Annotated in this window: 17 protein-coding genes; 13 read left to right on the top strand and 4 right to left on the bottom strand. The window is 53.6% G+C overall.

Going from position 1 to position 24712, the window contains the following annotated elements; translation table 11 throughout:
* Positions 1-46 precede the first annotated feature (46 nt).
* The 10 genes from ybgC (at position 47) to ribA (ending at position 15348) form a co-directional block, all read left to right on the top strand.
* On the top strand, positions 47-448 hold the full coding sequence (ybgC, locus tag ACPAOP_RS10340; protein WP_423678758.1) for a tol-pal system-associated acyl-CoA thioesterase: 402 nt from the start codon (positions 47-49) through the stop codon (positions 446-448).
* Between the two features lie 78 nt (positions 449-526).
* On the top strand, positions 527-1219 hold the full coding sequence (tolQ, locus tag ACPAOP_RS10335) for a protein TolQ (RefSeq protein WP_423678759.1): 693 nt from the start codon (positions 527-529) through the stop codon (positions 1217-1219).
* A 16-nt stretch (positions 1220-1235) separates the two neighbouring features.
* Positions 1236-1679, top strand: a complete 444-nt coding sequence (locus ACPAOP_RS10330) for a biopolymer transporter ExbD (protein ID WP_423678760.1) — start codon at positions 1236-1238, stop codon at positions 1677-1679.
* A 6-nt stretch (positions 1680-1685) separates the two neighbouring features.
* Positions 1686-3608, top strand: coding sequence for an autotransporter assembly complex protein TamA (locus ACPAOP_RS10325; RefSeq protein ID WP_423707910.1), 1923 nt, complete (start codon positions 1686-1688; stop codon positions 3606-3608).
* Between the two features lies 1 nt (position 3609).
* The gene (locus ACPAOP_RS10320) at positions 3610-7917 is read left to right on the top strand and encodes a translocation/assembly module TamB domain-containing protein (RefSeq protein WP_423678762.1); all 4308 of its coding nucleotides are present in this window, start codon (positions 3610-3612) and stop codon (positions 7915-7917) included.
* A gap of 344 nt (positions 7918-8261) precedes the next feature.
* Positions 8262-9851 carry a methyl-accepting chemotaxis protein gene (locus ACPAOP_RS10315; protein ID WP_423707908.1) on the top strand — a complete coding sequence of 530 codons (1590 nt, stop codon included), beginning with the start codon at positions 8262-8264 and terminating at the stop codon, positions 9849-9851.
* A gap of 138 nt (positions 9852-9989) precedes the next feature.
* Positions 9990-11855 carry a dihydroxy-acid dehydratase gene (gene ilvD, locus ACPAOP_RS10310; RefSeq protein WP_423707906.1) on the top strand — a complete coding sequence of 622 codons (1866 nt, stop codon included), beginning with the start codon at positions 9990-9992 and terminating at the stop codon, positions 11853-11855.
* Positions 11856-12644: 789 nt separating this feature from the next.
* Entirely contained in the window at positions 12645-13676 is a 1032-nt protein-coding gene (locus ACPAOP_RS10305; RefSeq protein ID WP_423678765.1) for a SphA family protein, read from the top strand.
* 48 nt (positions 13677-13724) lie between these two features.
* The gene (locus ACPAOP_RS10300) at positions 13725-14348 is read left to right on the top strand and encodes a chalcone isomerase family protein (protein WP_423707904.1); all 624 of its coding nucleotides are present in this window, start codon (positions 13725-13727) and stop codon (positions 14346-14348) included.
* 367 nt (positions 14349-14715) lie between these two features.
* Positions 14716-15348, top strand: coding sequence for a GTP cyclohydrolase II (gene ribA / locus ACPAOP_RS10295; RefSeq protein WP_423707903.1), 633 nt, complete (start codon positions 14716-14718; stop codon positions 15346-15348).
* 381 nt (positions 15349-15729) lie between these two features.
* Here ribA and ACPAOP_RS10290 read toward each other — a convergent pair whose 3' ends face one another.
* The 4 genes from ACPAOP_RS10290 to zwf form a co-directional block, all read right to left on the bottom strand.
* On the bottom strand, positions 15730-16572 hold the full coding sequence (locus tag ACPAOP_RS10290) for an HDOD domain-containing protein (protein ID WP_423707902.1): 843 nt from the start codon (positions 16570-16572) through the stop codon (positions 15730-15732).
* Between the two features lie 187 nt (positions 16573-16759).
* A complete protein-coding gene (locus tag ACPAOP_RS10285; protein ID WP_423707900.1) occupies positions 16760-17656 on the bottom strand; it encodes an SIS domain-containing protein in 897 nt (298 codons plus the stop codon).
* A 13-nt stretch (positions 17657-17669) separates the two neighbouring features.
* Entirely contained in the window at positions 17670-18350 is a 681-nt protein-coding gene (locus ACPAOP_RS10280) for a 6-phosphogluconolactonase (RefSeq protein ID WP_423707898.1), read from the bottom strand.
* Between the two features lie 4 nt (positions 18351-18354).
* On the bottom strand, positions 18355-19815 hold the full coding sequence (gene zwf, locus ACPAOP_RS10275) for a glucose-6-phosphate dehydrogenase (protein WP_423707896.1): 1461 nt from the start codon (positions 19813-19815) through the stop codon (positions 18355-18357).
* A 390-nt stretch (positions 19816-20205) separates the two neighbouring features.
* On the opposite strand from zwf, the gene edd reads away from it, so the two are divergent.
* The 3 genes from edd to pgi all read left to right on the top strand — a co-directional run bounded on the left by edd (position 20206) and on the right by pgi (position 24682).
* Complete coding sequence (gene edd / locus ACPAOP_RS10270) at positions 20206-22056, top strand: phosphogluconate dehydratase (RefSeq protein WP_423707894.1); 1851 nt, start codon at positions 20206-20208, stop codon at positions 22054-22056.
* Between the two features lie 122 nt (positions 22057-22178).
* Positions 22179-22838, top strand: coding sequence for a bifunctional 4-hydroxy-2-oxoglutarate aldolase/2-dehydro-3-deoxy-phosphogluconate aldolase (eda, locus tag ACPAOP_RS10265; RefSeq protein WP_423707892.1), 660 nt, complete (start codon positions 22179-22181; stop codon positions 22836-22838).
* A gap of 209 nt (positions 22839-23047) precedes the next feature.
* A complete protein-coding gene (pgi, locus tag ACPAOP_RS10260) occupies positions 23048-24682 on the top strand; it encodes a glucose-6-phosphate isomerase (RefSeq protein ID WP_423678774.1) in 1635 nt (544 codons plus the stop codon).
* Positions 24683-24712 lie beyond the last annotated feature (30 nt).

Here is a 24712-nt window from a genome sequence, read left to right as displayed (position 1 = left end):
GATAGAAATCACGTCATACGAGAGAAGAAAGCCGAAACGGCGGTTGATGATGAAAAATTTTAACTGGAATGTGCGTGTGTATTACGAAGACACGGACGCTGGCGGTATCGTTTTTTATGCGAATTATCTGAAGTTCTTTGAGCGCGCCCGTACCGAATGGCTGCGCGCCACCGGCATTCACCAGCAGGAACTGAAGCAGACGCATGAGGTAATGTTTGTCGTCAAAGCAAGCACAGTCGAGTATCATGCACCCGCCAGACTCGATGATGAACTCCGTATCACTGCCGTGGTCGAAAAACTGGGACGAGCATCGATCCTGTTTGCGCAGGAAGCCTGGTGCGGCGAGCGTCTGCTGGCCAGCGGTACGATCAAAGTCGGCTGCGTCGGTGCAAACAGCCTGCGGCCCGCAGCGATTCCGGATGTGGTCGTTGAAAAAATCCATACCTGATGCGGTTGACGGCATAGCCCGGCCGGCGGGATAGTTTTTTTACTCTTTGTTATTTGTTGTTCTCAACTGTGATTCATTATGAATGTTACTCAAGACCTTTCTTTTTTCAGCCTGATCAGCAATGCCTCTGTTCTGGTGAAACTGGTGATGCTGATACTGCTGGGCGTTTCTCTGACCAGCTGGACGTATATCTTCAGCAAAATGTTTGCGATCAAAAAGGCGCGTGCGCAGACCGAGGTGTTTGAGCGGAATTTCTGGTCCGGTGGCAATCTGGTGGAGTTGTATCAGGATGCCACCAGCAATCGTCGCGGCCGTGATAAAACCGGTTCACTCGAACGTATTTTCGAGGCCGGTATGAGTGAATACCACAAAGTCAAAAACGCCAATAAAGCTTCGCTTGATGCCAGCGCGATGCTCGATGGCGCACGGCGTGCGATGCGCGCCGCGTATCAGCGTGAAATGGATATGCTGGAAGCGCATTTATCTTTCCTCGCTTCGGTCGGCTCGGTATCGCCGTATATCGGTTTGTTCGGTACCGTCTGGGGGATTATGAATTCTTTCCGTGGTCTGGCGAATGTGCAGCAAGCGACGCTGGCAGCCGTGGCACCGGGTATTGCCGAGGCGCTGATTGCGACGGCGATCGGTTTGTTTGCTGCGATTCCGGCGGTACTCGCGTATAACCGTTATTCGCACGACATTGATCGTCTGGCGATTCGCTTTGAAACCTTTATTGAAGAGTTCTCGAATATTCTTCAGCGTCAGTCACGCTAATACAAAGTGAGTCAGCATGAGTTATCTGCGTGGCGAACGTAAACGCAAATTCAAGGCCGAGATTAACGTCGTGCCTTACATCGACGTGATGCTGGTGCTGCTGGTGATTTTCATGGTGTGCGCGCCGATGACAAATCCCAGCGTAATCAATTTGCCGACGGCCGGTCAGTCAACGCAGCCGCCGTCTGAATATATCGAAGTCACTTTGCGGCCGAATGAGCTTGCCACCATCAGCATCAACAGCAAGAACGGCAGCAACGGTAATAATCTTCAGGAAAGCAAAGAGCAGGCGAAAAACCGCCAGCAACTGCTGTTGAAATTACGCGAATATCACGAGGCAAAGCCTGATCTGTCGGTGCTGGTTTCTGCGGATAAAGGCATCATCTATGACGACGTGGTGCAGGTGATTTCCGAGGCAAAAAAACTGGGTATCAACCGCGTCGGGCTCGCAACAAAATAAGTCAGCATGATACCTATTCGCAAATGCCTGGGTTTTTCCGGCTGGCTGCTGTACGCGGCAGCTGCGGCGGCCGCACCTGCTCTGGCGCAGGAGCCAGTAGCGTCTGCGCTCTCACCTGCAGCGCAGGTGCCTGCGGCGACCGCAGGAGCGGAAAATAACAAAGAAAACGAAACGGAACCATTCGTCCGCAGTATCAGCGGACGTTTTCGTTTACAGGCAGCAAAGACTGACTGGGCGGATTTACTGCGCGAGCATATCGCCGAGTTTTCCGGCAACAGCGAAGCGCAGAACATTACGCCCGCGCTGATCCGTCGCTTGCGCCAGGATATCAACGGCATTCTGGCAACCGAAGGTTATTTTTCGCCGAAAACAGAGTTCCGTAATCTGAATCTCGACGATGCTGATAACACTGCCATATCCGCGGATGCGGCAGAGGCAAGCGATGCCGGCGTTGCCGGAAAAATGATCGAAGTGATGGTCGATGCCGGGCAGCGTACGCTGATAGAAAATGTGAATATTACTTTTCAGGGCGACTTTGCCGCGACGCTGGCCGCGGGCGACCCGCGTGCGAAGCAGCGGCATCAGGCACTGATTCAGGACTGGGGACTCGGTGTCGGGCAATTTTTTCGCGAATCCGACTGGCGCGAGGCCAAAACCCAGTTGACCGAAACGCTGCGCTCAGATGTCTATGCGGCTGCGCAGATTACGGAGAGTGCAGCGAATGTCAATGCCGATCAGTACCGCGCTGATTTACAGGTTGACGTTGACAGCGGGCCGCCATTTTTTCTGGGCGAATTAAGGGTCACAGGCCTGCAGCGCTATCCGCAATGGTTACTCGATCGTTACCGGCCACCGCTGCGCGGCGAAGCGTATTCACGCAGCCGCCTGCTTGAGTTTCAGCGTAATTTACAAAACTCACCTTATTTCGGAACGGTAGCCGTATCGATCGATGCCGATCCTGAAAAAGCCAGCGCCGTACCGGTTGATGTGAATCTGATTGAGCGTAAAGCGCGTGACCTCAGTTTCGGTGTCGGTTACAGCAGCAACACCGGTTTTCGTGGTGAAGTTGCTTACCGCGACCGCGACATCCTTGAGCGAGCATGGGATCTGCGCAGTGCGATACGGATAGAGCAGCAACGCCAGCTTGGTTATGCCGATATCTATTTGCCGCCTTACGACAATAAACTTGATTCGTTCGGGGTGATTCTTGACAGGCAGGACGTATCCGGCGTCAATTCCCTGCGCAATGCAGTCGGGATCAAACGTACGAATACCCACGGCCATATCGAACAAAGACTGGCGCTGAAACTGATACGCGAAAGAAAAACAGTGGACGGCGAAGACGATAGCGTCAGCAAGGCACTGGTTGCCAGCGTGGGCTGGACCTGGCGTGATATCGATAATGCGTTTGCACCACGCCGCGGTGAGATTTATCAGTTCGATCTGGATATTTCGGAAAAAGCCTTGTTATCGGATCAGCGTTTTATCCGCAGTTACGGCAAATACCATCGCTGGATACCGGTTGGCCGCAGTGACAGTATTATTCTGCGGGCCGAAGCCGGGCAGGTCTTTTCGCCCAAAAATGAAGGTATTCCGGAAGATTATTTATTCCGTACCGGCGGCAGTTCAACGGTGCGCGGTTATGCCTACCAAAGTCTGGGTGTTCAGCATCCGAGTGCGGTTACCGGTGGTCGTGTGATGGGTGTCGCCAGCGCTGAATATGTGCACTGGCTCAACAGCACCTGGGGTATCGCCGGCTTTGTCGATGCCGGTGACGCTGCTGACAGCTGGAAGGATTTCAGTTTGCGTAAATCGGTCGGTGCCGGTGGCCGTTATCACACACCGGCGGGGCCGATCGCGCTGGATCTTGCTTATGGTCTGCAGACCAGAAAAGCGCGTCTGGATTTTTCTATTGCGATCGCCTTCTGATATGAACGACACCGGACACCAAGAGCCACAGACCCCAGCAGAGCAGACGACTGCAGATACTCAGCCAGCACGCCGGCGGCGTTCATGGTTGTCGCGTCTTTTGGTAACGCTGGTGTTGCTGTTACTGAGCGCTGGTCTGCTACTGACCTGGCTGGTAAAAACTGACAGCGGCAGTCGCAGTCTGTTTGCGCTGATCGATTATGTAAGTCTGGGCAGTTTCAAAGCCAGCGGTGTGCAGGGCAGTATCGGCGACGATATTCAGATTGATGAGTTATCGCTGAAAACCTCAACGCTGGAGATCAGAGCCAGTGGTGTGCAATTACGCTGGCAGCCTGCCGCTTTGTGGCATCAGCAAGTGCTGGTCGATCGCTTACAGGCCAGTTCTTTGCGGGTCGCGACAGCATCGAGCAACACGCCTGTAAGCTTACCCGCTGATCTTGGTTTGCCATTTGCATTGCAGGCGCGTGAGCTGGCGCTGGGGCGTTTGGTGGTGGCCGATATTCTCGCTGGTGGCAAACAAAAAGAAATCGTGACGCTGACCGCGCTGAAGGGAACTTTAGAATTCGTCGCGCAACAGTATCGGGCGCAACTGGCACTGAGTTCGCCGTGGGGAAATGCCAGCGTGACAGACGCAACGATGGCAAGTCTGCGCCCATTTGCAATCAAGGGCAATGCACTAATACAGGGGCAGGTCAGAGCCGACGTACTACCAGTCGCGGCGCAGCTTCAGGTCGCTGGCAGCCTGCAGGAAATACAACTTGCTTTGCAGGCAAAATTACAGGAAAAATCCATTCCGCAGGGACCTGCCAGCGATGCAGAAAAAAAACTACTGACGAATAAAAAGACAGCTCATCTGAATGGCTCCGCCAGGGCTGTGATTGCACCGTTTGATGCGCAGATATTCAAAAGCGCCCACGTCGATATTCAGCATTTCAATCCGGCTGCCTGGGCCAGTGCAGCACCGGCAGCCGATTTACGTCTGCTGGCAGATCTGCGGCCACAGACGGCGCAAAAAGTGCAGCAAAGCACACCTCAGAATACTGAAAAAAATATTGCGGAAGCGAAGGTAAAAAGTAGCATTAAAAAAGACGCAGAAAAAAATATTGCTCCCGCCGCCGACCTTGTGGAAGGCGACGTTTCCATCACCAATGCCGCCGCCGGTCCGCTTAACCGGAATGTGATACCGCTTCGTTCTGTCAGTGCCAGACTGAAATGGCAGGGGACGCATCTCGATGTCAGCCATCTGATGGTGCAAGCCGGTAGTCAGGGCCAGATCCGTGGCGATGCGAGTCTTGAGCTACAGGCGGGAGCCACCCGGGCGCAAGCGCAACTGAGCCTGACGAATATCGATCTGAAACAAATCGATCAGCGCTTGCACAGCACAAACATCAATGGCAGCGCAAAAGTACAGACCGCGCCAGATCAGACCATACTGACGCAGGCGCAACTGACTGATGCTAAAGCAAGGCTGAACACCGAACTCAGCTACGATCTGAATAAATTGGTGCTGAGTCTGAGCAAATTTGAATTGCAGGCGGAAGAATCCCGCCTCGAGGCGAAGGGGGAGATTGCTTTCAGCGGCAATCAGGTATTTCATGTTAAGGGGCATCTCAGCAATTTTGACCCGGCGCGCTGGGTCGCGGCACCTGCCGGACGCTTGCAGGCGGAATTCAGCAGCGATGGACAATTGCAGCCGCGTGTGCAGTTACAGTTCAGAATGCCTGCCTTGCAAGGGCAATATGCAGGACAGCCGGTGCAGGGAAATGTCGATCTGCAATGGCGTCAGGATCAGCAGCTCATGTTGCGGCAGATGGATCTGCGCTGGGGTAAAAATACGTTGAAAGGGCAGGGTGCCTGGGGGGCTGCGGGCGACCTCCTGACGCTGAATCTGGATGCACCGGAATTATCAGAACTCAATAGTCTGAATAGTCTGTTTGGCAGCGGATTACTCGCCTTCGGTGGCAAATTAAAAGCGGATGTGCAATTGCTGGGACGTTTCAACGATCTGGCGGGCAGCGTGAGCACCGATGCAGAGCAACTCAGTTTTTCACACAATAACAAAAATTATACCGTTGCCAGATTATCCGGCAAGCTCAGCCTGAGCAAAGGACTCGACGGTCAGATTGAAGGGGATATCAGTGCACAGCACCTGGGCGGCGATTTGCCTGCGCTGAATGATACCGATCTGACCGGAGTTGTGCAGGCCGAAAAAATACGGCAGTTGCAGCTGCAGCTCAAAGGAAAAAAAGCCGCCCATACTTTGCAGGCGGACATATCGTTCAGCGGCAAACAGCAGTTGCATCTGGCAGCAAATGGCGCGCTCAGCGCAGGCGCTAAAAATGACCTGAGTCATTGGGACTGGAAAGGACAATTGCAGTCGCTGACGCTGGCGGGGAAACCGGATTTGCGTTTAGTGAGTCCCGCCAGTCTGCAGATCACGCCGGATTCGGTGCGTCTCGGCAGTCTGCAGTTACAAAGCGAACTGGCAAAGCTGACCTTGGATCAGTTTGAATGGCTGCCTGGCACGCTGAGCACGAAGGGCAGTATGACCGATGTGCGTCTGCTCGATATCATTCACCTGTTCCGGCCGCAATACACGGTCACCGGAAATCTGAAACTCAATACCAGATGGGATCTGCAACTGAAGGACAGTGTGCGCGGGGATATCCGTATCGAGCGGCAAAGCGGGGATTTGCGCTTCAATGATCCTGACGGTACCGGTACTCCGGTTCCTTTAGGCATACGCAATGTACAGATGCAATTACGCATGGGCGGTCTGGTTGCCGGCACGGATGGCGAACGCCTGCAGCTGTCGGCAACCGCTGATGGTGCCCGTCTCGGACAGTGGGAAATGAACGCGGATTCTTTCCTGAGCAAACAGGATGGGCGCTGGATGATTTCGCCCGGCGCAGCATTGAACGGACGCATCAAGGCTTTGATCCCGGATCTTGAATGGCTGGGGCCATCCATTAATCCGGGACTGGTACTGAAAGGAAAATTAAGCCTCGACGGTGCGCTGGCTGGCACGATGGGTAAACCGCGTTATCGTGCCGATGTCAGCGGGCGCGATCTGGAACTCGCGTTCGCTTCTGAGGGCCTGTTACTGCCTCATGGTTTGCTGGAAGCGCATATCGAAGATAATCGTCTGACGCTCAGTCAGCTGCAATTTTCCAATACAGTGACCATGCTGCCGCCGCATGCACAGTTTAAAGGTACGGACATGCTGGGCAAGCGCGGGGAATTCAATGCCAGCGGCGAGATTGACATCGGTAAAGAAACAGGATCGATACAGGCGCAATGGCAGCAATTCCCTATGCTGCAAAGAAAAGACCGCTGGCTGGTGGTGTCAGGTCAGGCCAGTATCATCGAGTCGAAAAATATCTGGAGTCTGACCGGAAAAGTGCTGGCCGATGGTGCTTATTTCAAATTGCCTAAAATGCCGCCGCCAAGTTTATCGGACGATGTTCATGTCACACGGAAGTCGGATAAACGTGAGGCTAAAGCAACGGATGCCGTACCAGTCAAAAAAGGCCTGAAAACCCGCGTTGATGTCAGCTTTGATATGGGGCCGCGTTTCGTATTCGTCGGTCGCGGGCTGGACACCGGGCTGGCGGGTAGCTTGCGTATGCGCTCAATTGATGGCAGTCCCTTGCAGGCGACCGGAACGATCAACACGGTCAAAGGTGTGTACGAAGGTTACGGACAACAGCTGGCGATTGAGCGTGGCATCCTGAATTTTCAGGGGCCGCCGGCGAATCCAGGCTTGAATATCCGCGCCTTGCGTCAGGGCTTGGCGGTCGAGGCCGGGGTGGAAGTGGTGGGCAGTGTCGCCGCACCGCAAGTGCGGCTGGTATCCGAGCCTGCAGTGCCTGATGCTGAAAAATTATCCTGGCTGGTACTGGGACGCGGTTCTGATCAGCTGGCCGGTGGCGATGCATCTTTGCTGATGTCGGCGGCGACCGCGATTTTTGGGGGCGATGGCAGTCGTAATATCCCGCGCGATATTGTGCAGGGGCTGGGCTTCGATGAATTTTCGATTGGTGCTGCCGGACAGAACTCATCGTCCCACGTTCCGGTTCAGACGGTTGCCGGTGCGACCGGTAGCGGCAATGGTTCTTCCAGTAGCGATCAGGTGGTCAGCGTAGGAAAACGTCTGATGCCCGGTCTTGTGCTTTCCGTCGAACGCGGCCTCGGCGATGCCAGCGGCGCAATTCGTCTCAGCTGGCAACTGACCCGCCGTATCACAGTGATAGGCCGCACGGGCAATGAGTCTGCTGTGGATGTGACTTACACTTTCTCGTTTAATTAAGACTGATTTCAAGCTGCGCTGAAGGCACGGTATGCCGTGCCATCTCCCTGCGGTGCCAGCTCTCAATTTGCCCGGCTGACGTGGGAGGAACTTCAGCTTAAGCATCGCGTTCGCCTGCCGCACATCGGTGGCTTATCTCAGTTCAGTTTTTTTTTACCAGTCCCAATCTTGATCCAGATCCAGTATTCAATAAATAACGTCAGGCTGTTGTTGTAAATTGTTCTGAGCGAACAGCGTGACAACATAAGCTTGAGAATGATCAATGGTGAGCAATTTACGCAATGCCATGATGGCGGGCTATTTTTTTCCCTCTTTCAGTTTTTGTTGCATGTAAAGGTTTGCGTATGTCTGACTATGTTGCACCTGTTGGTAAAGAGTATGTCTTGCAGGATCATGAAACCATCGTCTCTAAAACAGATATGAAAGGCCGGATTACCTATGTGAGCGATGATTTTGTACGCATCAGTGGCTTTTCAGCCGAAGAATTAATAGGTTCTCCGCATAACATCGTTCGCCATCCAGATATGCCGCCAGCCGCTTTTGCCGATTTATGGGCGACGATCAAAAGCGGACGCGCGTGGTCCGGACTGGTGAAGAACCGCTGTAAAAACGGTGATTATTACTGGGTCGAGGCGACTGCCGCGCCCCTGATGCACGATGGCCGGATCGCCGGTTTCACGTCAATAAGGGTGAAGCCCGATCGTGAGCAAGTCCGTATGGCGGAAGCTGTCTACGCGGCGTTAAAGAATGGCGACCAGTCTATCCGCATCAGCGGTGGAGCCGTGGTTCGGGTGCCCTTGTTTAAAGCAGCCGCTTATTTCTCTGGTCTCAGCGTGCGAGCCATACTTAATTTGTATGTGACCGCGATGCTGGTATTGCTGAGTGTGATCACAGTTCTGAGCCTGGCACCGGATTTCAGTGGTACAGATTATCTGATCGCCGGATTAAGTGTGCTGGCAGGCGCTGCGACCATAATGATATTGCAGCGCCTGCGAAAGCAAGTAGTGCAACCTCTGCTGATGCTGGATGAATGCATACAGACCATGACGTCCGGCGATTTATCCGTCACGATCAGGGCTGGTGGTGCGAATGAAGTCGGACGCGTGACGCAGTCATTGCGTGTCCTGCAAACGAATATCAAGTTACTGATAGGCCAGATCAAGCAAACCACCGAGTACGTTCGCAACGGTGCCAGTCAGGTGGCGGCCGGTAATGCCGATTTGTCTTCCCGCACCGAAACGCAGGCCAGTTCGCTCGAAGAAACCGCGTCGTCCATGGAGGAGCTGACTTCCACTGTCAGACAAAACGCCGATAATTCCAAACAAGCCAGCCACATCGTGATGTCTGCTGCGCAAGTGGCGGAAAAAGGTGGTGTCGCAGTGGCGAATGTGGTCAGTACGATGGGCGCGATTAAACAAAGTTCGGGCAAAATAGCGGACATCATTACCGTGATTGACGGCATCGCGTTTCAGACAAATATTCTGGCGTTAAACGCTGCTGTCGAAGCTGCCCGCGCCGGTGAGCAGGGGCGCGGCTTTGCCGTGGTTCCCAATGAAGTGCGACAGCTGGCCCACCGCAGTGCTGACGCTGCGAAAGAAATCAAAGATCTGATACAGGATTCGGTGTCTCAGATCGAACAAGGCGCTCGTCTGGTGGATGAGGCCGGGCATACGATGGAGGAAATCGTCAGCAGCGTGAAGCGGGCCGCCGACATCATGCATGAAATTACCAGCGCCAGTCAGGAGCAAAGCGCCGGGATTCATCAGATCAATGATGCCGTGACGCAGATGGATGATATGACGCAGAAAAATGCAGCGCTGGTCGAGCAGGCGGCAGCATCTGCCGATGGTTTGAAAGGGCAGTCTCTGACCTTAATTTCGCTGGTGAATTCATTTAAACTGGTCAAGACCGTCGGGCAAAGAGACGCTGCATGAATATGTGGATGCAGCATCCCGGCAGACTCCTTTGATTTATACGATTAAAGTATGAATAATCATCAAATTTGATATTTGACATATAGAATGCCGGAGTGCACTCTGGCATTTCCACATCTGATTCTGCAGGAGAAAGCTATGCCGCAATACCGTTCACGTACCACCACACATGGCCGCAATATGGCGGGCGCCCGCGCACTCTGGCGCGCCACTGGCATGAAAGACGGCGATTTTGATAAACCTATCATCGCTGTCGTCAATTCATTTACCCAGTTCGTGCCCGGACATGTGCATCTGAAAGATCTGGGGCAACTGGTTGCGCGTGAAATCGAAGCGGCTGGCGGTGTCGCCAAAGAATTCAATACGATCGCCGTGGATGACGGTATTGCGATGGGCCACGGCGGCATGCTGTATTCATTGCCTTCGCGTGATCTGATTGCCGATTCTGTTGAATACATGGTCAACGCGCACTGCGCCGATGCGATGGTCTGCATTTCCAATTGCGACAAAATCACGCCCGGCATGCTGATGGCAGCGATGCGCATCAATATTCCTGTGGTATTTATTTCCGGTGGTCCGATGGAAGCGGGCAAAGTGCTGAAGGTGGTGGATGGCGCGAAAAAAGTGATCAAGCTCGATCTGATCGACGCCATGATTAAAGCCGGTGACAGCTCGGTCAGTGATGCGGATGTGGCCGAGATCGAACGTTCTGCGTGTCCGACTTGCGGTTCCTGTTCCGGCATGTTCACCGCGAATTCGATGAACTGCCTGACCGAAGCGCTGGGTCTGGCCTTGCCTGGCAATGGCACTATTGTTGCAACGCATTCGGATCGCAAAGAATTATTTTTACAGGCTGGTCGCCTGATCGTCGATCTGGCGAAACGCTATTACGAGCAGGATGATGCGTCAGTTTTACCGCGCAGCATTGCCTCGAAAGCCGCATTTGAAAACGCGATGGCACTCGATGTATCGATGGGCGGTTCCACCAATACCGTATTGCATTTGCTGGCGGCGGCAAATGAGGCTGGTGTGGCATTCACCATGGCAGACATCGACCGCATTTCACGCAAAGTGCCTTGCCTGTGCAAAGTGGCACCGATGACGGATAAATTCCACATCGAAGACGTACATCGTGCCGGTGGCATCATCAGTATTCTGGGCGAACTGGCACGTGCCGGTCTGCTTGATACCTCACTGCCGACGATACACAGCAAAACCTTGGGTGACGCGATTGCGAAATACGATATCGCCGTCAGCAAGGATGCGGCGGTTCTGCAATTGTTCCGTGCCGCGCCGGGCGGCGTGCCAACGCAGGTCGCGTTTTCACAATCGGAGCGTTTTGAACAGAACGATACCGACCGTAGCTCAGGTTGTATCCGCGATAAAGCGCATGCCTATTCACAAGATGGTGGCCTCGCGGTGTTGTACGGCAATCTGGCTGAAAAAGGCTGCATCGTCAAAACGGCGGGCGTCGATGAAAGTATTCTGAAATTCACCGGTAAAGCGCGCGTCTTTGAAAGTCAGGATGCGGCTGTTGAAGCGATCCTCGGCGATACCGTGCATGAAGGCGATGTGGTCGTGATTCGTTACGAAGGACCGAAAGGCGGCCCAGGTATGCAGGAAATGCTGTACCCGACTTCGTATATCAAATCCAAAGGTCTGGGCAAAGCCTGTGCCTTGTTTACCGATGGTCGCTTCTCCGGCGGTTCGTCTGGTCTGGTGATCGGTCATGCATCGCCGGAAGCGGCGGAAGGCGGCGCGATCGGTCTGGTCGAAGAGGGCGATATCATCGAGATCAATATTCCTGAACGCACTATCCATCTGCGTGTCAGCGATGCCGATCTCGCCGCCCGTCGCAGCGCAATGGAAGCACGTGGTGATGCGGCATGGTTGCCAGTCAATCGTGACCGCTATGTCTCGCAGGCCTTGCAGGCATATGCGGCACTGGCCACGTCGGCAGATCGCGGTGCGGTGCGTGATTTGTCGCAGTTAAAACGCAAATAAATGTGATGCCAACCGGCTGTAATACGTATTGTCAGACACAGCTTGTATCTGTCCCGTAATGGGGTCAGCACCGGAAACAGTGTCGTATGAAAACAGGGTCACAGCCTTTGCTGTTGCCCTGTTTTTTTATCGGATTCATGCGCTGGACATCTTATCCGGTGGTCCGTCTGATGCCGCAGATCCCTCATAACCCTCATAGCCGCCAGGCGGTTCGTTGTAAATTTTCTTCAGATGCCCGTTGGCGCGGACGATTAGAGGAATCGCCCCAAATGTTTTTAAAAATATCATTTCATGGTATGCCGGAAACGCAATCTATGTTGCCGTCTGGCGCAGACCGCAGATAAATAGCTGCCTCACTATCAACAGGGCGAAATTTGTGCGCTCGGCAGATATTGTTCATAGAATCATTCTTTTTTCTTCTGATATTTTTTTGATAAATCCGGCCGCTACGACGATCTGCCGGTTCACGTTATCATTCGGGTCAGGCAGCACGCCTGTTTGTCTGAACTATTTTTTTTACATCATTTGCATCTGCTTTTCTTTTGCGGAAAAGCACGAACGACTAATCGCGATTTCCGCGATGACACTCACTTCTGCAATTGAGCCGATCCGTATCGGCGACCTGATCTGCGCTTGCATCGTCATGACATCAGGTTCAGTGCACCGAAATAGTTTTTCTGCATGTCGTGTTTGGTATTCCCACAATAAATTCGGATCGATCGTGATGGCTGACTTCAGACCACTCTGAGGCAGCGCATTGGCAATCGGTCGTCATCATCAGGAGAAAAAATGAAATTTCCTCAGTCCACCATGCGCCGTGTTGTGCTCAGCACCGTCTTGTTTGGCGTGTCAGGCTTTGCTTCGTTAGCGCAGGCGGCAGAAAACAATGAAGTGGCCGTGCCTATGGGTTTCTGGAATCTGGACTCGGCAATTCTGCCTTTATCCGGCACTTACGGGCAAGTGTTGCTGGCGAACTATCGTGCCGACAGTGTGAAAGGCAGCGACGGCAATGACATCGCCTTCCATAAAAATATCAGCGGCATTCCGGTGACCGTGAATGGCACAGTCAATGCGAAAATCAAAGTTGATGGCATTATTCCCAAGCTCAATTACATCAGCGAAGAAGCAATACTTGGCGGGCGTTATGGCGCCTATATCGCAATTCCTTTGCTGAAAAAATCGCGCGATGTGGTGGTATCGGTCACAACGCCGCTGCCTGCTGCGCTTCAGCAGAAAATCGGTGCGCAGGCATCCGCAGCGGCCAGTGGCAGCACCAGTGGTCTGGGTGATATTGAACTCGCTGGTTTCATTGGCTGGAAATATGAAAGTCTGTCGATTGTGGCCGCGATGAATGTCGATTTGCCGACCGGTTCCTTTGACAGAAACAGTCAGGTGAATCTGGGCATGAATTCGTATTCATTCCGTCCGTTGGTATCGGCTGCCTGGTCAACCGAATCCGGCTTTGATTTTGCCGCATCCCTGGCTTACAACATCAGTACCGCAAATCGCGATACCGACTATAAATCCGGACAGTATCTGCATCTCGAATACGTCGGCAGCTACCAGTTTTCCAATAACGTCAAAGCAGGACTGCACGGCTATTACCTGAAGCAGACGACCTACGATAAAGATCCGAACGGCACCAGCGCGCTGCCACTGATCAATGGCAATAAGGCGCGTGCAGCGTCGTTCGGCCCGGTGATCAGCTATCAGACCGATGATCTGAAAACACAGGTGGAATTCAAGTATCTGAAAGAATTTTCAGCACGTTCACGTCCGCAGGGCGATTTGTTTCTGCTGACGCTTAGCCGGATGTTCTGATCGGCAGACTTGGCAATGATAACAATTAAAAAATCTGAGGAGATACGCATGAAGGCAGTAAAGCACTCAAGGCAGGTGAGGCACATAATGCAGATCGCACGCATGATGTGCGTCGTTGCCGGTTTGGCTGGCAGTTTATCGCCAGCGCAGGCTGCCAACGAGCCGGTGTCGCAAGTATTGGAAGAGTCGGTACAGGTTGACGGCCAGCGTTTAAACCTGAATGGCAGTGGCACGCACATCATCAAGCGCGTCAAGATTTTCAATATCGGCCTGTACACTACTAAGCCAAGAAACAATAAGGCAGATCTGCTGGCGTCACCCGGTCCGGTGCGCCTGAAACTGGTGATGGTGAAAGAAGTGGAAAGTGAATTGATGGGGCGGCGTTTTCTCGCCGACATCCGTTCCAGCACCACCAAAGAAGAACGCAATCAACTCGTTTACCAATTGATGGCAATCGGCGAAGGTTTTGCCAAAATGGGCGACTGGAAAGTCGGCGATGTGATGACGATAGACTGGAGCCAGGGTAAAGGCACCGTGTTCCGCTCAAACAACCGGCAAATCGGCGAAACGCTGAAAGACGACCTGACCATGCACGCGATTCTGAAAATCTGGTTAGGTGATAACGTCGCCGATAACAAGCTGAAACGCTTATTGCTGGGCGATAAAGAGTAATAAAAACTAGAAAAGGCGGCGCTCTGGGCATCGCGTCCAGATTGCCACTATCAGGAATGCATGACGATGATCTTATCGTTGCGTATTCCTGATTTTTTTTGCCATGTGCTGACAGTTTTTCACAACTTGTATTTTTCCACATCATCCCTATTTATTTGAGCAAGCAAAGAACGTCGCTAACGAGAGCCATATCGGGTATGCCAGACGCATCCGCCTCTGGTCGTTTATACTCTTGGTCTTCGCTGTATCAGTAGTTGTATTAATACTGATCGACAGACGCATTTACCGCAACAGGATAAGCGCAATAGACGGCTATTGCGTTGCCCCGCAAGACGGGAATCCACTCAACAGAATTCGCGAGCACTGTATGTCAAGCAACAATCCGCCTGTAGAACAAGAAAAGCTGGCGCTGGAATACGTCGATTCCTGCAACTTACCGACGACCTGGGCAAACTTCCGCATGCATGCGTTTGTCGAACCTGCGACCGGCAAAGAACACATTGCCCTGACGCTGGGCGATGTCGCCGATGGCAAGCCAGTGCTGGCGCGTATCCATTCCGAATGCCTGACCGGCGATGCCTTGTTCAGCCTGCGCTGTGATTGCGGCCCGCAACTCGAAATGGCACTCAAAAAAATTGCCGACGAAGGCCGTGGCGCTTTGCTGTATCTGCGTCAGGAAGGGCGTGGCATAGGCTTGCTGAATAAAGTCCGCGCTTATCATCTGCAAGACGATGGCGCCGATACCGTCGAAGCCAACCAGAAACTGGGCTTCGCCGCCGATCTGCGCAATTACAGCCTCGTTGAACCGATGCTGCAACATCTGGGCGTCCATTCCCTGCGCCTGATGACGAACAACCCGCGCAAACTGTCAGCGATGGAAGGATTAAAAGTCACAGTCGCCGAACACGTGCCGCTGATCATCGAACGCAACCCCTACAACGACCGCTACCTGAACACCAAGGTCAGCAAACTCGGGCACATGCTGTCACCGGAACTTTGAACAGCCGGATAAAAAATACAGCGGATAAAAAATACAGTGGATAAATAGCGGTGGATAAAAGACTGCGCCTAAAAAGCAGCTAAAAAGCGCAACTGATCTGCGCTGATTTGAAGCTTGCCGACATCGTATTCCTACGAGCGGAACTGCAACAGGTTCCGCTTTTTTTATGCCTGTAACGCCAGTAGTGCGCAAAAATGGCTTCGGGAGCAAAAAATATACCCCAGGGAGTATATTTAAAAGCCCTTTATTTATAAGGAGATGAAGGCGTTTTTGGCGCATACTCCCCTGAAAATGCCTTTTTAAGAGGAGTGGCGCAGCGTTCGGGCGGTGATATTATGAGTCGCTGTTTTGTGACTGTTTCGTGCGCTGATGCTGGTGCTTTCAAACATCAATTTGCTGTTTCAGCTTGTTAAATTCGTCACTGGCTTCCTGCAGCACCTTATCCAGCACTTCCTGATCAAGGCCGAGGCTGTGCCACGATAGCGCGGTGATTTCTGGCGTGGTGTGATCGGCGCTTTCGGTGACGTTCAGGACGTGGGCGATACCGTTGGCGACGTGCACGATGGTGGCCAGAAAACCCAGCCCCGGTTTGTCCGGCTGGTGATGGCCGGCAATCGCGTTTTTCATCTGATCGGAAAAATTCCAGTATATCGCCAGCTCTTCGCCGACGGCGGCGTGATCAATGCCGAGAATTTCTCTTTCGGCGTCAAACTGTGTGCACTGGTGTTCGGTTTGCCAGGCGATGACGTGTTCGTATTCGGCGCTGTGGTAAGTGACCAGCACCAGTGTGCCGATGTCATGCAGCAAGCCTGCGGTGAAGGCGACGTCCAGACTCAGGTTCAGGCGTCGTGCGAGAATTTTTGCGACGATGGCGACGGCATTCGAATGACGCCAGAAATCTTTGTGACTAAAGCCCTGACAATTATTTTCGGGGAAGCAGCCGGTCAGCGCGGCGGTCACGATGATTTGTTTAACGGTGGTCATGCCGAGCAGGGCGATCGCCTGCTGTATGGTGGTGACTTTGAATTGCGTAGCGTAATACGCTGAATTGGCGAGCCTCAGGGTTTTCGCGGTCAGGGCAATATCGCGAGTGACTTTGTCGGCCAGTTCGTGGGTATCGACATCTTCTTTGTCGATGTTATTCAGTATCTCCATGACGACCGCAGGCAGGGTCGGCAAGTCTTTGACTTCTTCCACAATCTGATGAATAGCTATTCGGTTCATGTCCCGCTCCTTTTTTCGGAGTATTACTCAAAACGACAAGATATGGGCATGCTTGATGCAAAATTTACACATCGTTAGACATGGCGCAAGCGCGTTTCAGCGATGAGCCTGGATGATGTTGCGAGAAACCTTGCCATCCGTGCTTGTGGCGACTACCGCAAAATGGACGCGTGCGGCGGAATAGTATTCAGCCCGCTTTAGGTACAAGACGTTTTTCACTGATGCTGGCTTTGGCCCGTTCCAGCATATCGATAGCCGCCGGGCCGCGCAGTAAAGTGACGGCAACTGCCAGCGCATCGATATAGGTCAGATGGGCGAGGCGGGATGTCATCGGCGTATAGATATCCGGGTCTTCTTCCACGTCCACGCTGATGTGCACGTCTGCCAGCTCTGCCAGCGGGCCGCCACTGGCGCACAGCACCAGTATTTTCGCGCCGGCTTCTTTTGCGAGTTGCACGCTATTGATCAGGTCGCGTGTGCGACCGGTGCGCGAAAATGCGACCACGACACAATCGCTGTTGAGCAGGGTGGCCGATTGCGCCTGCAAATGGGCATCGCAGAAAACTGTGGTGGGTATGCCGAACCGGAAAAACTTGAGTTGTGCATCAATCGCCAGCGCGCCGGAATAGCCTAGCCCGTAACATTCTATCCTGCGGGCTCTGGCAAGTAATTGTACGGCGGCTTCAAAGGTGGTCACGTTAGCATTATTTCTGGCTTCCATCAAAGCGGCAATGGTGCGGTCAAAGACTTTTGGCAACACATCACGCACATGATCAGCCTGATTCACATCCAGATGCAGATACGGAATGCCGGTGGCCAGACTTTTGGCAAACGCCAGTTTGAATGATTTGAACCCATCGAAACCCAGACTTTGCGAAAAACGCGCGACCGTCGGTTCGCTGACATCGCAGGCTTGTGCCAGCACGCGTATCGACATTTCCAGTGCATCATGCGGCTTTTGCAGTAAAAATTCGGCAACCTGACGTTCGGCGCGGCTCAGCGCGGTGCTGGCGACGCGGATGCGGGCCAGCAAACCTTTTTCCGTTGGTGTTATCGAGGAGGGGGTGGTATGTGAATGTGCCATAGTTTTCTATTTTTCAGGGACACCAGAAAACATCAATAGGGCAGCCCGCATCGCGCAATAAGGCGCTGATCGGTAACTTCTGTTGTTCGGCGTCTTCCAGCACGCGGCGTTTTTCTGCACCGCTGATCAGCAGCCAGATCCGCTCAGTATGGAGCAGGCGGGGCAGCGATAATGACATGCGGCTTTGCTGGGTTTGCGGATGCAGGGCAGCGAGGCAGGTGCGCTGATCCTGCTGCACCGGCGCGCCGGGAAATAACGAGGCGATGTGACCATCTGTGCCCATCCCCAGCAATACCGCATTGAAAGTCTGGGGCAATTGTTCACGCAGACGGGCATCAATTGCAGCAGCGGCTGCGGCCGGAGTCGGCGCTGCATTTTTCAGTGACAATAATTGCCAATCCTGACGTGCTGCGGATACAGACAGGCAGCGCCGGAACAAGCCTTCATTGCTTTGCGCATCGTCGTCATCGACCCAGCGTTCATCGGTCGCCACCAGCGTGATTGGTTGGTGCGGCGTGGTACTGGCACTGAACAAGGCATCGAGCTGGCGGTAAACCGGTGCCGGCGTGGTACCGCCTGCCAGCGCAAAACTGAGCGGCGTCGTTGCACTGTGGATGATGTCCAGCCATTGCTGGCTCAGACTGGCACTCAGCGTATCGATGTCATCGAAATCGTGGTAACGGATGCTGCTCATGGCTTCAGCTTTCAACGTATTCTTCGCCCCACGCAGCACCGTGCTGCGCCAGCAGGTAACTGGCCGCTGCGGGGCCCCAGCTACCGGCGATATACGATTTCAAGCCTTCGCTATCGTTCTGCCAGGCATTCATGATCGGGTCTATCCATGACCATGCCGCATTGAGTTCATCATCGCGCACAAACAGCGTCAGGTCTCCATGCATGGCATCGAGCAGCAAACGTTCATACGATTCGACGCGGCGTAAATTCGATGCTTCGGCAAAATCCAGATTCAGTGCCACATCGGATAAACGTATGCCTTCGCCGGGTTCTTTGGCCTTCATGAACAACTGCACGCTTTCTTCCGGCTGCAAGGTAATCACCAGACGATTCGAGCGCATAGGCCCTTGCGACTGACCGAAAATCGAATACGGTATCGGTTTGAAATTGATCGTGATTTCAGCGCTGCGGCTTGCCATGCGTTTGCCAGTGCGCAGATAAAACGGCACGCCAGCCCAGCGCCAGTTGTCGATTTCTGCGCGGATCGCGACGAAGGTTTCAGTGCGGGACGCAGGCGGTACACCGGGCTCCGCCTGATAAGCAATGACAGGTTTGCCATCAACCGCGCCGGCGCGATACTGCCCGCGCACGGTTTTTTTGCTGACTTCTTCCGGTGTAAATTTACGCAGTGCGCGCAAGACTTTGACTTTTTCGTCTCGGATCGCATCCGGATTCGCATTCACCGGTGGCTCCATCGCAACAATGGACACCAGTTGCAGCAAATGGTTTTGCACCATGTCACGCAGCGCGCCGGTGTGATCGTAAAAGTCACCGCGGGATTCGACGCCGACTTGCTCTGAAATTGAAATCTGTACGTCCTGTATCCACTTGCGGTTCCACAAAGGTTCGAGGAAGGAATTGGCAAAACGCAGTGCGAGCAGGTTTTGCACCATCTCTTTGCCGAGATAATGGTCGATACGGTAAATCTGATGTTCATCCAGATAATTACGCAGCGACTGGTTAATTTCTTTGGCCGATTGCGCATCGCGCCCCAGCGGTTTTTCGACGACGACGCGCGCATTGCCTTCCACCAGACCGTGGTTCGATAACTGCTCAACGACAGGAATAAAAATATCCGGGCCGGTCGCCAGATAAAACAGGGTGGCATTGCTTGCCGAGGTATGCAGGCTGCTTTTCAGAATCGCGAAATCTTCAGGTACCCGCGCATCGATTTTGGCGTAATCCGTACAAGCGAGGAAAGCGGCGAGTTTTTCGGCGCTGCCACCGACTACTTTTCCGGCGTACTGGCTGATGCTGTCGCTGACACGCTGACGGAATTCCTCATGCGACAAGGCTTCACGCGCCGCACCGATAAATTTGAATTCGTTGTCGAGCCGGCCATTCACAAAAGCGCTGTACAGCGCTGGAATGATTTTGCGTTTGGCGAGATCGCCGGTGCCGCCAAATAAGACAAAAGTGGTCATGCTGACTCCGTGAGGTGTTCTGATTAGTTGCCTGAATTAATTGCCTGAAATGTGTTGACGCATACTTCGTTGTTCTCATTGTTACCGGTGATGCTGATAAGTTGATGAATGCAGTATGGACAGCCTGATTATGCCAGAAAAGCTACAAAAATGTAGTTTCATTACGTTAATAAAGAACATTTTTCATAAAAAAATGCTTTAAAAATGAAATTATGAAAGTTTGTTACAGAAATTTATGATTTATGGTATCTTTCTACTCATTGTATTCAGGCGGCCTTCTGGTGGTCTTGTGTGTGCGCTGAAGCAGATGCAGAACATCTGCAATGTCACTGCCTCGCTGCCTGATCAGCACGCTTTACTATTACGCCCTCAGGGCATCAGGTGAGTTCAATGACGACATCCTCTTCATCAACATCGATTGCGTTGCATCCGGTTATCGCTCAGGTGACACAACGTATTATTGAACGCAGCAAACCTCTGCGTAATGCCTATCTTGAACAATTGGAAAAAATGCGTGGTCGCGGGCCGCGCCGCGCTAGTTTGTCGTGTGCGAATCAGGCACATGCGAATGCGGCGATGGGCAATGGCACCAAGATCTGGCTGAATCAGGCGCAAAAGCCGAACATCGGTATCGTCACTGCCTACAACGATATGTTGTCGGCGCATCAGCCGTATGAAACTTATCCGCAACAGATACGTGAGGCCGCGCTGCGTTATGGCGGCACGGCGCAGGTGGCCGGTGCGGTGCCGGCGATGTGTGATGGTGTGACGCAGGGGCGTCCGGGTATGGAATTGTCCTTGTTTTCGCGCGATGTGATTGCGCAGGCGACAGCCGTGGCCTTGTCGCATGATGCGTTTGACGCGACGCTTTGTCTTGGTATCTGCGACAAAATTGTACCGGGGCTGCTGATCGGTGCGCTGGCCTTTGGTCACTTGCCGACGATTTTTGTGCCAGCCGGGCCTATGGGTTCTGGTTTATCGAATAAAGAAAAAGCCGCTGTGCGCGAACGGTATGCACAAGGAAAAGCAACGAAAGAAGAATTGCTGGCCGCCGAAAGCGCCGCGTATCACAGCGCAGGCACCTGCACATTTTATGGCACCGCCAACAGCAATCAGATGCTGCTCGAAGCGATGGGCTTGCATCTGCCAGGGGCGGCTTTTGTTCATCCGTCCGACCCTTTGCGCAGCGCGCTGACCGAAGCGGCGGTGGAACGGGTACTGCAACTGACCGAACAAAGCGGCAACTACAAACCTATCGGCCAGCTGGTTAATGAAAAAACCATCGTCAATGCCATCATCGCTTTGCTGGCGACGGGTGGCTCGACGAATCACACCATCCACTGGATTGCGGTCGCACGTGCCGCCGGCATCCTGATCAACTGGCAGGATTTTGATGAGTTGTCTTCCGTGATTCCGCTGTTGACGCGGGTGTATCCGAATGGCACGGCGGATGTGAATGCATTTGAAGATGCCGGTGGCCCGACCTTTGTGATCCGCGAATTATTATCAGCAGGTCTGATGCATGGCGACGTGATGACGGTGTATGGCGACGAGGGTTTGCATTCGCATACCGTGCGCCCGGTGCTGAGCGATGCCGGGCAAATCGCCTGGCAGGCGCAGCCTGCATTATCGACAGATACTGCAGTGCTCAGAAATGTCAGCGAGCCTTTCGCCGCGACCGGTGGTCTGCGTCTGCTGCAAGGCAATCTGGGGCGGGCAATTGTGAAAGCATCCGCAGTGCCGGAAGAGGCGTGGATCATCACAGCACCAGCCAAAGTATTTGAATCGCAAGAGGCGCTGGTCAACGCGTATAAAGCCGGCGAGTTGAATATGGATTTTGTGGCCGTCGTGATTTTCCAGGGGCCACAGGCCAATGGTATGCCGGAGCTGCACCATTTCACGCCGGTGCTCGGCAGCCTGATGTCGGCTGGTTACAAGGTGGCGCTGGTGACCGATGGCCGCATGTCCGGCGCGTCCGGCAAAGTACCGGCTGCCCTGCATGTGAGCCCGGAAGTGGCGCAGGGCGGGCCACTGGGTAAGGTGCGTGACGGTGATCTGATCGAGCTGAATGTGCATACCGGCGAATTGCGTGCACTGGTGAGCGAAGACGAGTGGGCGCAACGTTCCGCACGTGGCTTGAGCAAAGAAAATATGGCGGGCTATGGTCGCGATCTGTTTGCCGCACAACGTCGCGTAGTGACGGCGCCAGAACACGGCGCTTCGACCATATTCATCGACTGACATTCATAGAAACGAATATCAAAGCTAAGAGATCGCGGTGTGCATCGGTAATGCGTACACCACACAGACAACACAAACACAACAGCGCGCATCAGCGCCAATGACAATCAGCAGAGGACAACATGAGTTTTTCCAGACAAAGCATCATTGACCAACTCGCCCAGGTACGCGTTTTACCGATACTGGTTGCTGATGATGTGGAACAGGCGATCCGTTGCGTGACGACGCTGGCAGAAAACGGTTTGCCCGCCGTTGAAATTACCTTGCGCACGCCGAATGCGCTGAACGTGCTTCGCGAAGTCGTGAACGCCTGCCCCGGCGTGACGGTCGGCGCTGGCACGATACTGACTGCGGCACAACTCGCTGCCGTTAAGGAGGCGGGTGCTGCGTTCGGCATCAGCCCCGGCATTACACCTGCCTTAGCCAAAGCCTCCGCAGAATCCGGTTTGCCGTATTTTCCCGGTACCGGCGGCGCAAGCGATGTGATGCTGGCGCTGGAACATGGTTTTGATGTCGTTAAGCTGTTTCCGTCAGATGTTGTCGGCAGCACCAAGATGACGAAAGCGTTGGGCGGCCCGTTTCCCGATGTCCGTTTCTGCCTGACTGGTGGCGTCACGCTGGAATCCACGCCAGTGCTGTTGCAGCAGCCGAATGTTTTATGTGTCGGCGGTTCCTGGATGTGTCCCGCGAATCTGATTCAGAGCGGTGACTGGGCGGCGATTGCGCAGCTTGCGGCAGCCGCAGCGAAAGCTGCCGGGGCTGGAAAATCTGGCAGCCAGTGATGTTCCCTTCGCCTTCTGCCTCGTTGCTGTGCCACAGAAGGTGAGACCAGATGCGGCTGCAGCGCTTAATTTAGGCTGCATTTGGTAAAAATATACTGGGGGGAGTATTTTTTAATCGCCTTTGTTTTCAACGATATGAAGGCGAAAATGAGGTATACCCCCTCATTTCTTTGTTTTTCCGGTATCCGCTAAGGTAAAAAAGCACGCTCATGGCCACTTCTGTTTCCCGCACACCGATCTGGTGTCTGTTGCAGCAACGCGCAACGAATCTGCCCAGCCTGAAAGAATTGTTCCGCGCTGATCCGCAACGCTTCAGCCATTTTTCCGCTTCCGCCTGCGGCATTCTGCTCGACTATTCGAAACAGCGCATCGACACCACCGCAAAGCTGAATCTGCTGGCACTGGCGCGACAGCAGGATGTCGAAGCGCGGCGTGATGCGATGTTGCGTGGCGAAGCGATCAATCTCACCGAAAACCGCGCAGTGCTGCATACCGTGTTGCGCCTGCCGAAAGGTGAAAGTTTTTATCTGCATGGCGACAATATTGCTGCCGATGTCCATCAGGTGCTGGCGCAGATGCGCAGTTTCAGCGATGCGGTGCGCGGCGGACACTGGCGTGGTTATAGCGGCAAGGCGATCCGCACGATTGTGAATATCGGCATAGGCGGTTCTGATCTTGGGCCGCAGATGGCATGCATCGCACTCGCGCCTTGGTCACAGAAAAATCTGTCGCTGCATTTTGTGTCGAATGTCGATGGTCGCCATGTGGCTGATGCGCTGGCGAATGCTGATCCGGAAACGACTTTGTTCGTGGTCGCTTCTAAAACATTCACCACGATGGAAACCCTGACCAATGCCCGCACCGCGCGGGAATGGATGCTCGCGCATGGTTGTCCGGCCGAACAGATTCGTCAGCATTTCGTGGCTTTGAGTACGAACGTCAAAGCCGCCGCCGATTTCGGCATTGCGCCGGAAAACGTCTTTCCATTCTGGAACTGGGCCGGCGGACGTTATTCGATGTGGAGCGCGATCGGCTTGTCGATTGCCTTGTATGTCGGCATGGACAGGTTTGAAGAAATGCTGGCCGGTGCGCATGAAATGGATCTGCATTTTGCGCAGGCACCGCTGGAAAAAAATCTGCCGGTGCTGATGGCGCTGATCGGCGTCTGGAATATTAATTTCCTTGGTTTGCATGCCTTGTCGATTGCGCCTTACCACCAGCGCATGACACGTGTGCCAGCGTATCTGCAACAACTGGAAATGGAAAGCAACGGCAAATCGGTGACGCGCGAAGGCCAGCGGGTCGATTACACGACTTCGCCGATTCTGTTCGGCGAAGCGGGTACCAACGGGCAGCACGCATATTTTCAGTTGCTGCATCAGGGCGCGACGATTATCCCGACGGACTTCATTGTCGTTGCCGACGACGATGCCGGCTTACCCGGACACAATCAGGCCTTGCTGGCGAATTGCTTTGCACAATCAAAGGCGATGGCGCTCGGTAAAAATATGGAAGAAGTGCGTGCTGAACTCGGTGATTTACCGGAAAAAATGCTGGCACCGCGCGTGTTTGAAGGCAATCGCCCGACCTCAACCCTGTTGCTCGACAGTCTCACGCCGCGCTCACTGGGCGCGCTGATTGCGTTGTATGAACACAAAGTATTCGTGCAATCGGTGATCTGGGATATCAATGCATTCGACCAGTGGGGCGTTGAACTCGGCAAGTCGCTTGCGCAGCAATTGATCAGCCTTGATCCGGCAGCCGTCAAAGAAGACTACGACAGTTCGACCAAAGGTTTGTTGCAGGCAGTTAAACGCAGTCAGAAGCTCAAAAAAGCTGCCTGAAATCAGTTATGAACGATCTGGCTTAACGCG

Origin of the sequence: Undibacterium sp. WLX3042, from assembly GCF_049544825.1 — a bacterium.
Classification (GTDB): Bacteria; Pseudomonadota; Gammaproteobacteria; order Burkholderiales; family Burkholderiaceae_D; genus Undibacterium.
The sequence above is the reverse complement of the archived record's forward strand: the minus strand, read 5'-3'. Positions and strand labels throughout refer to the sequence as shown.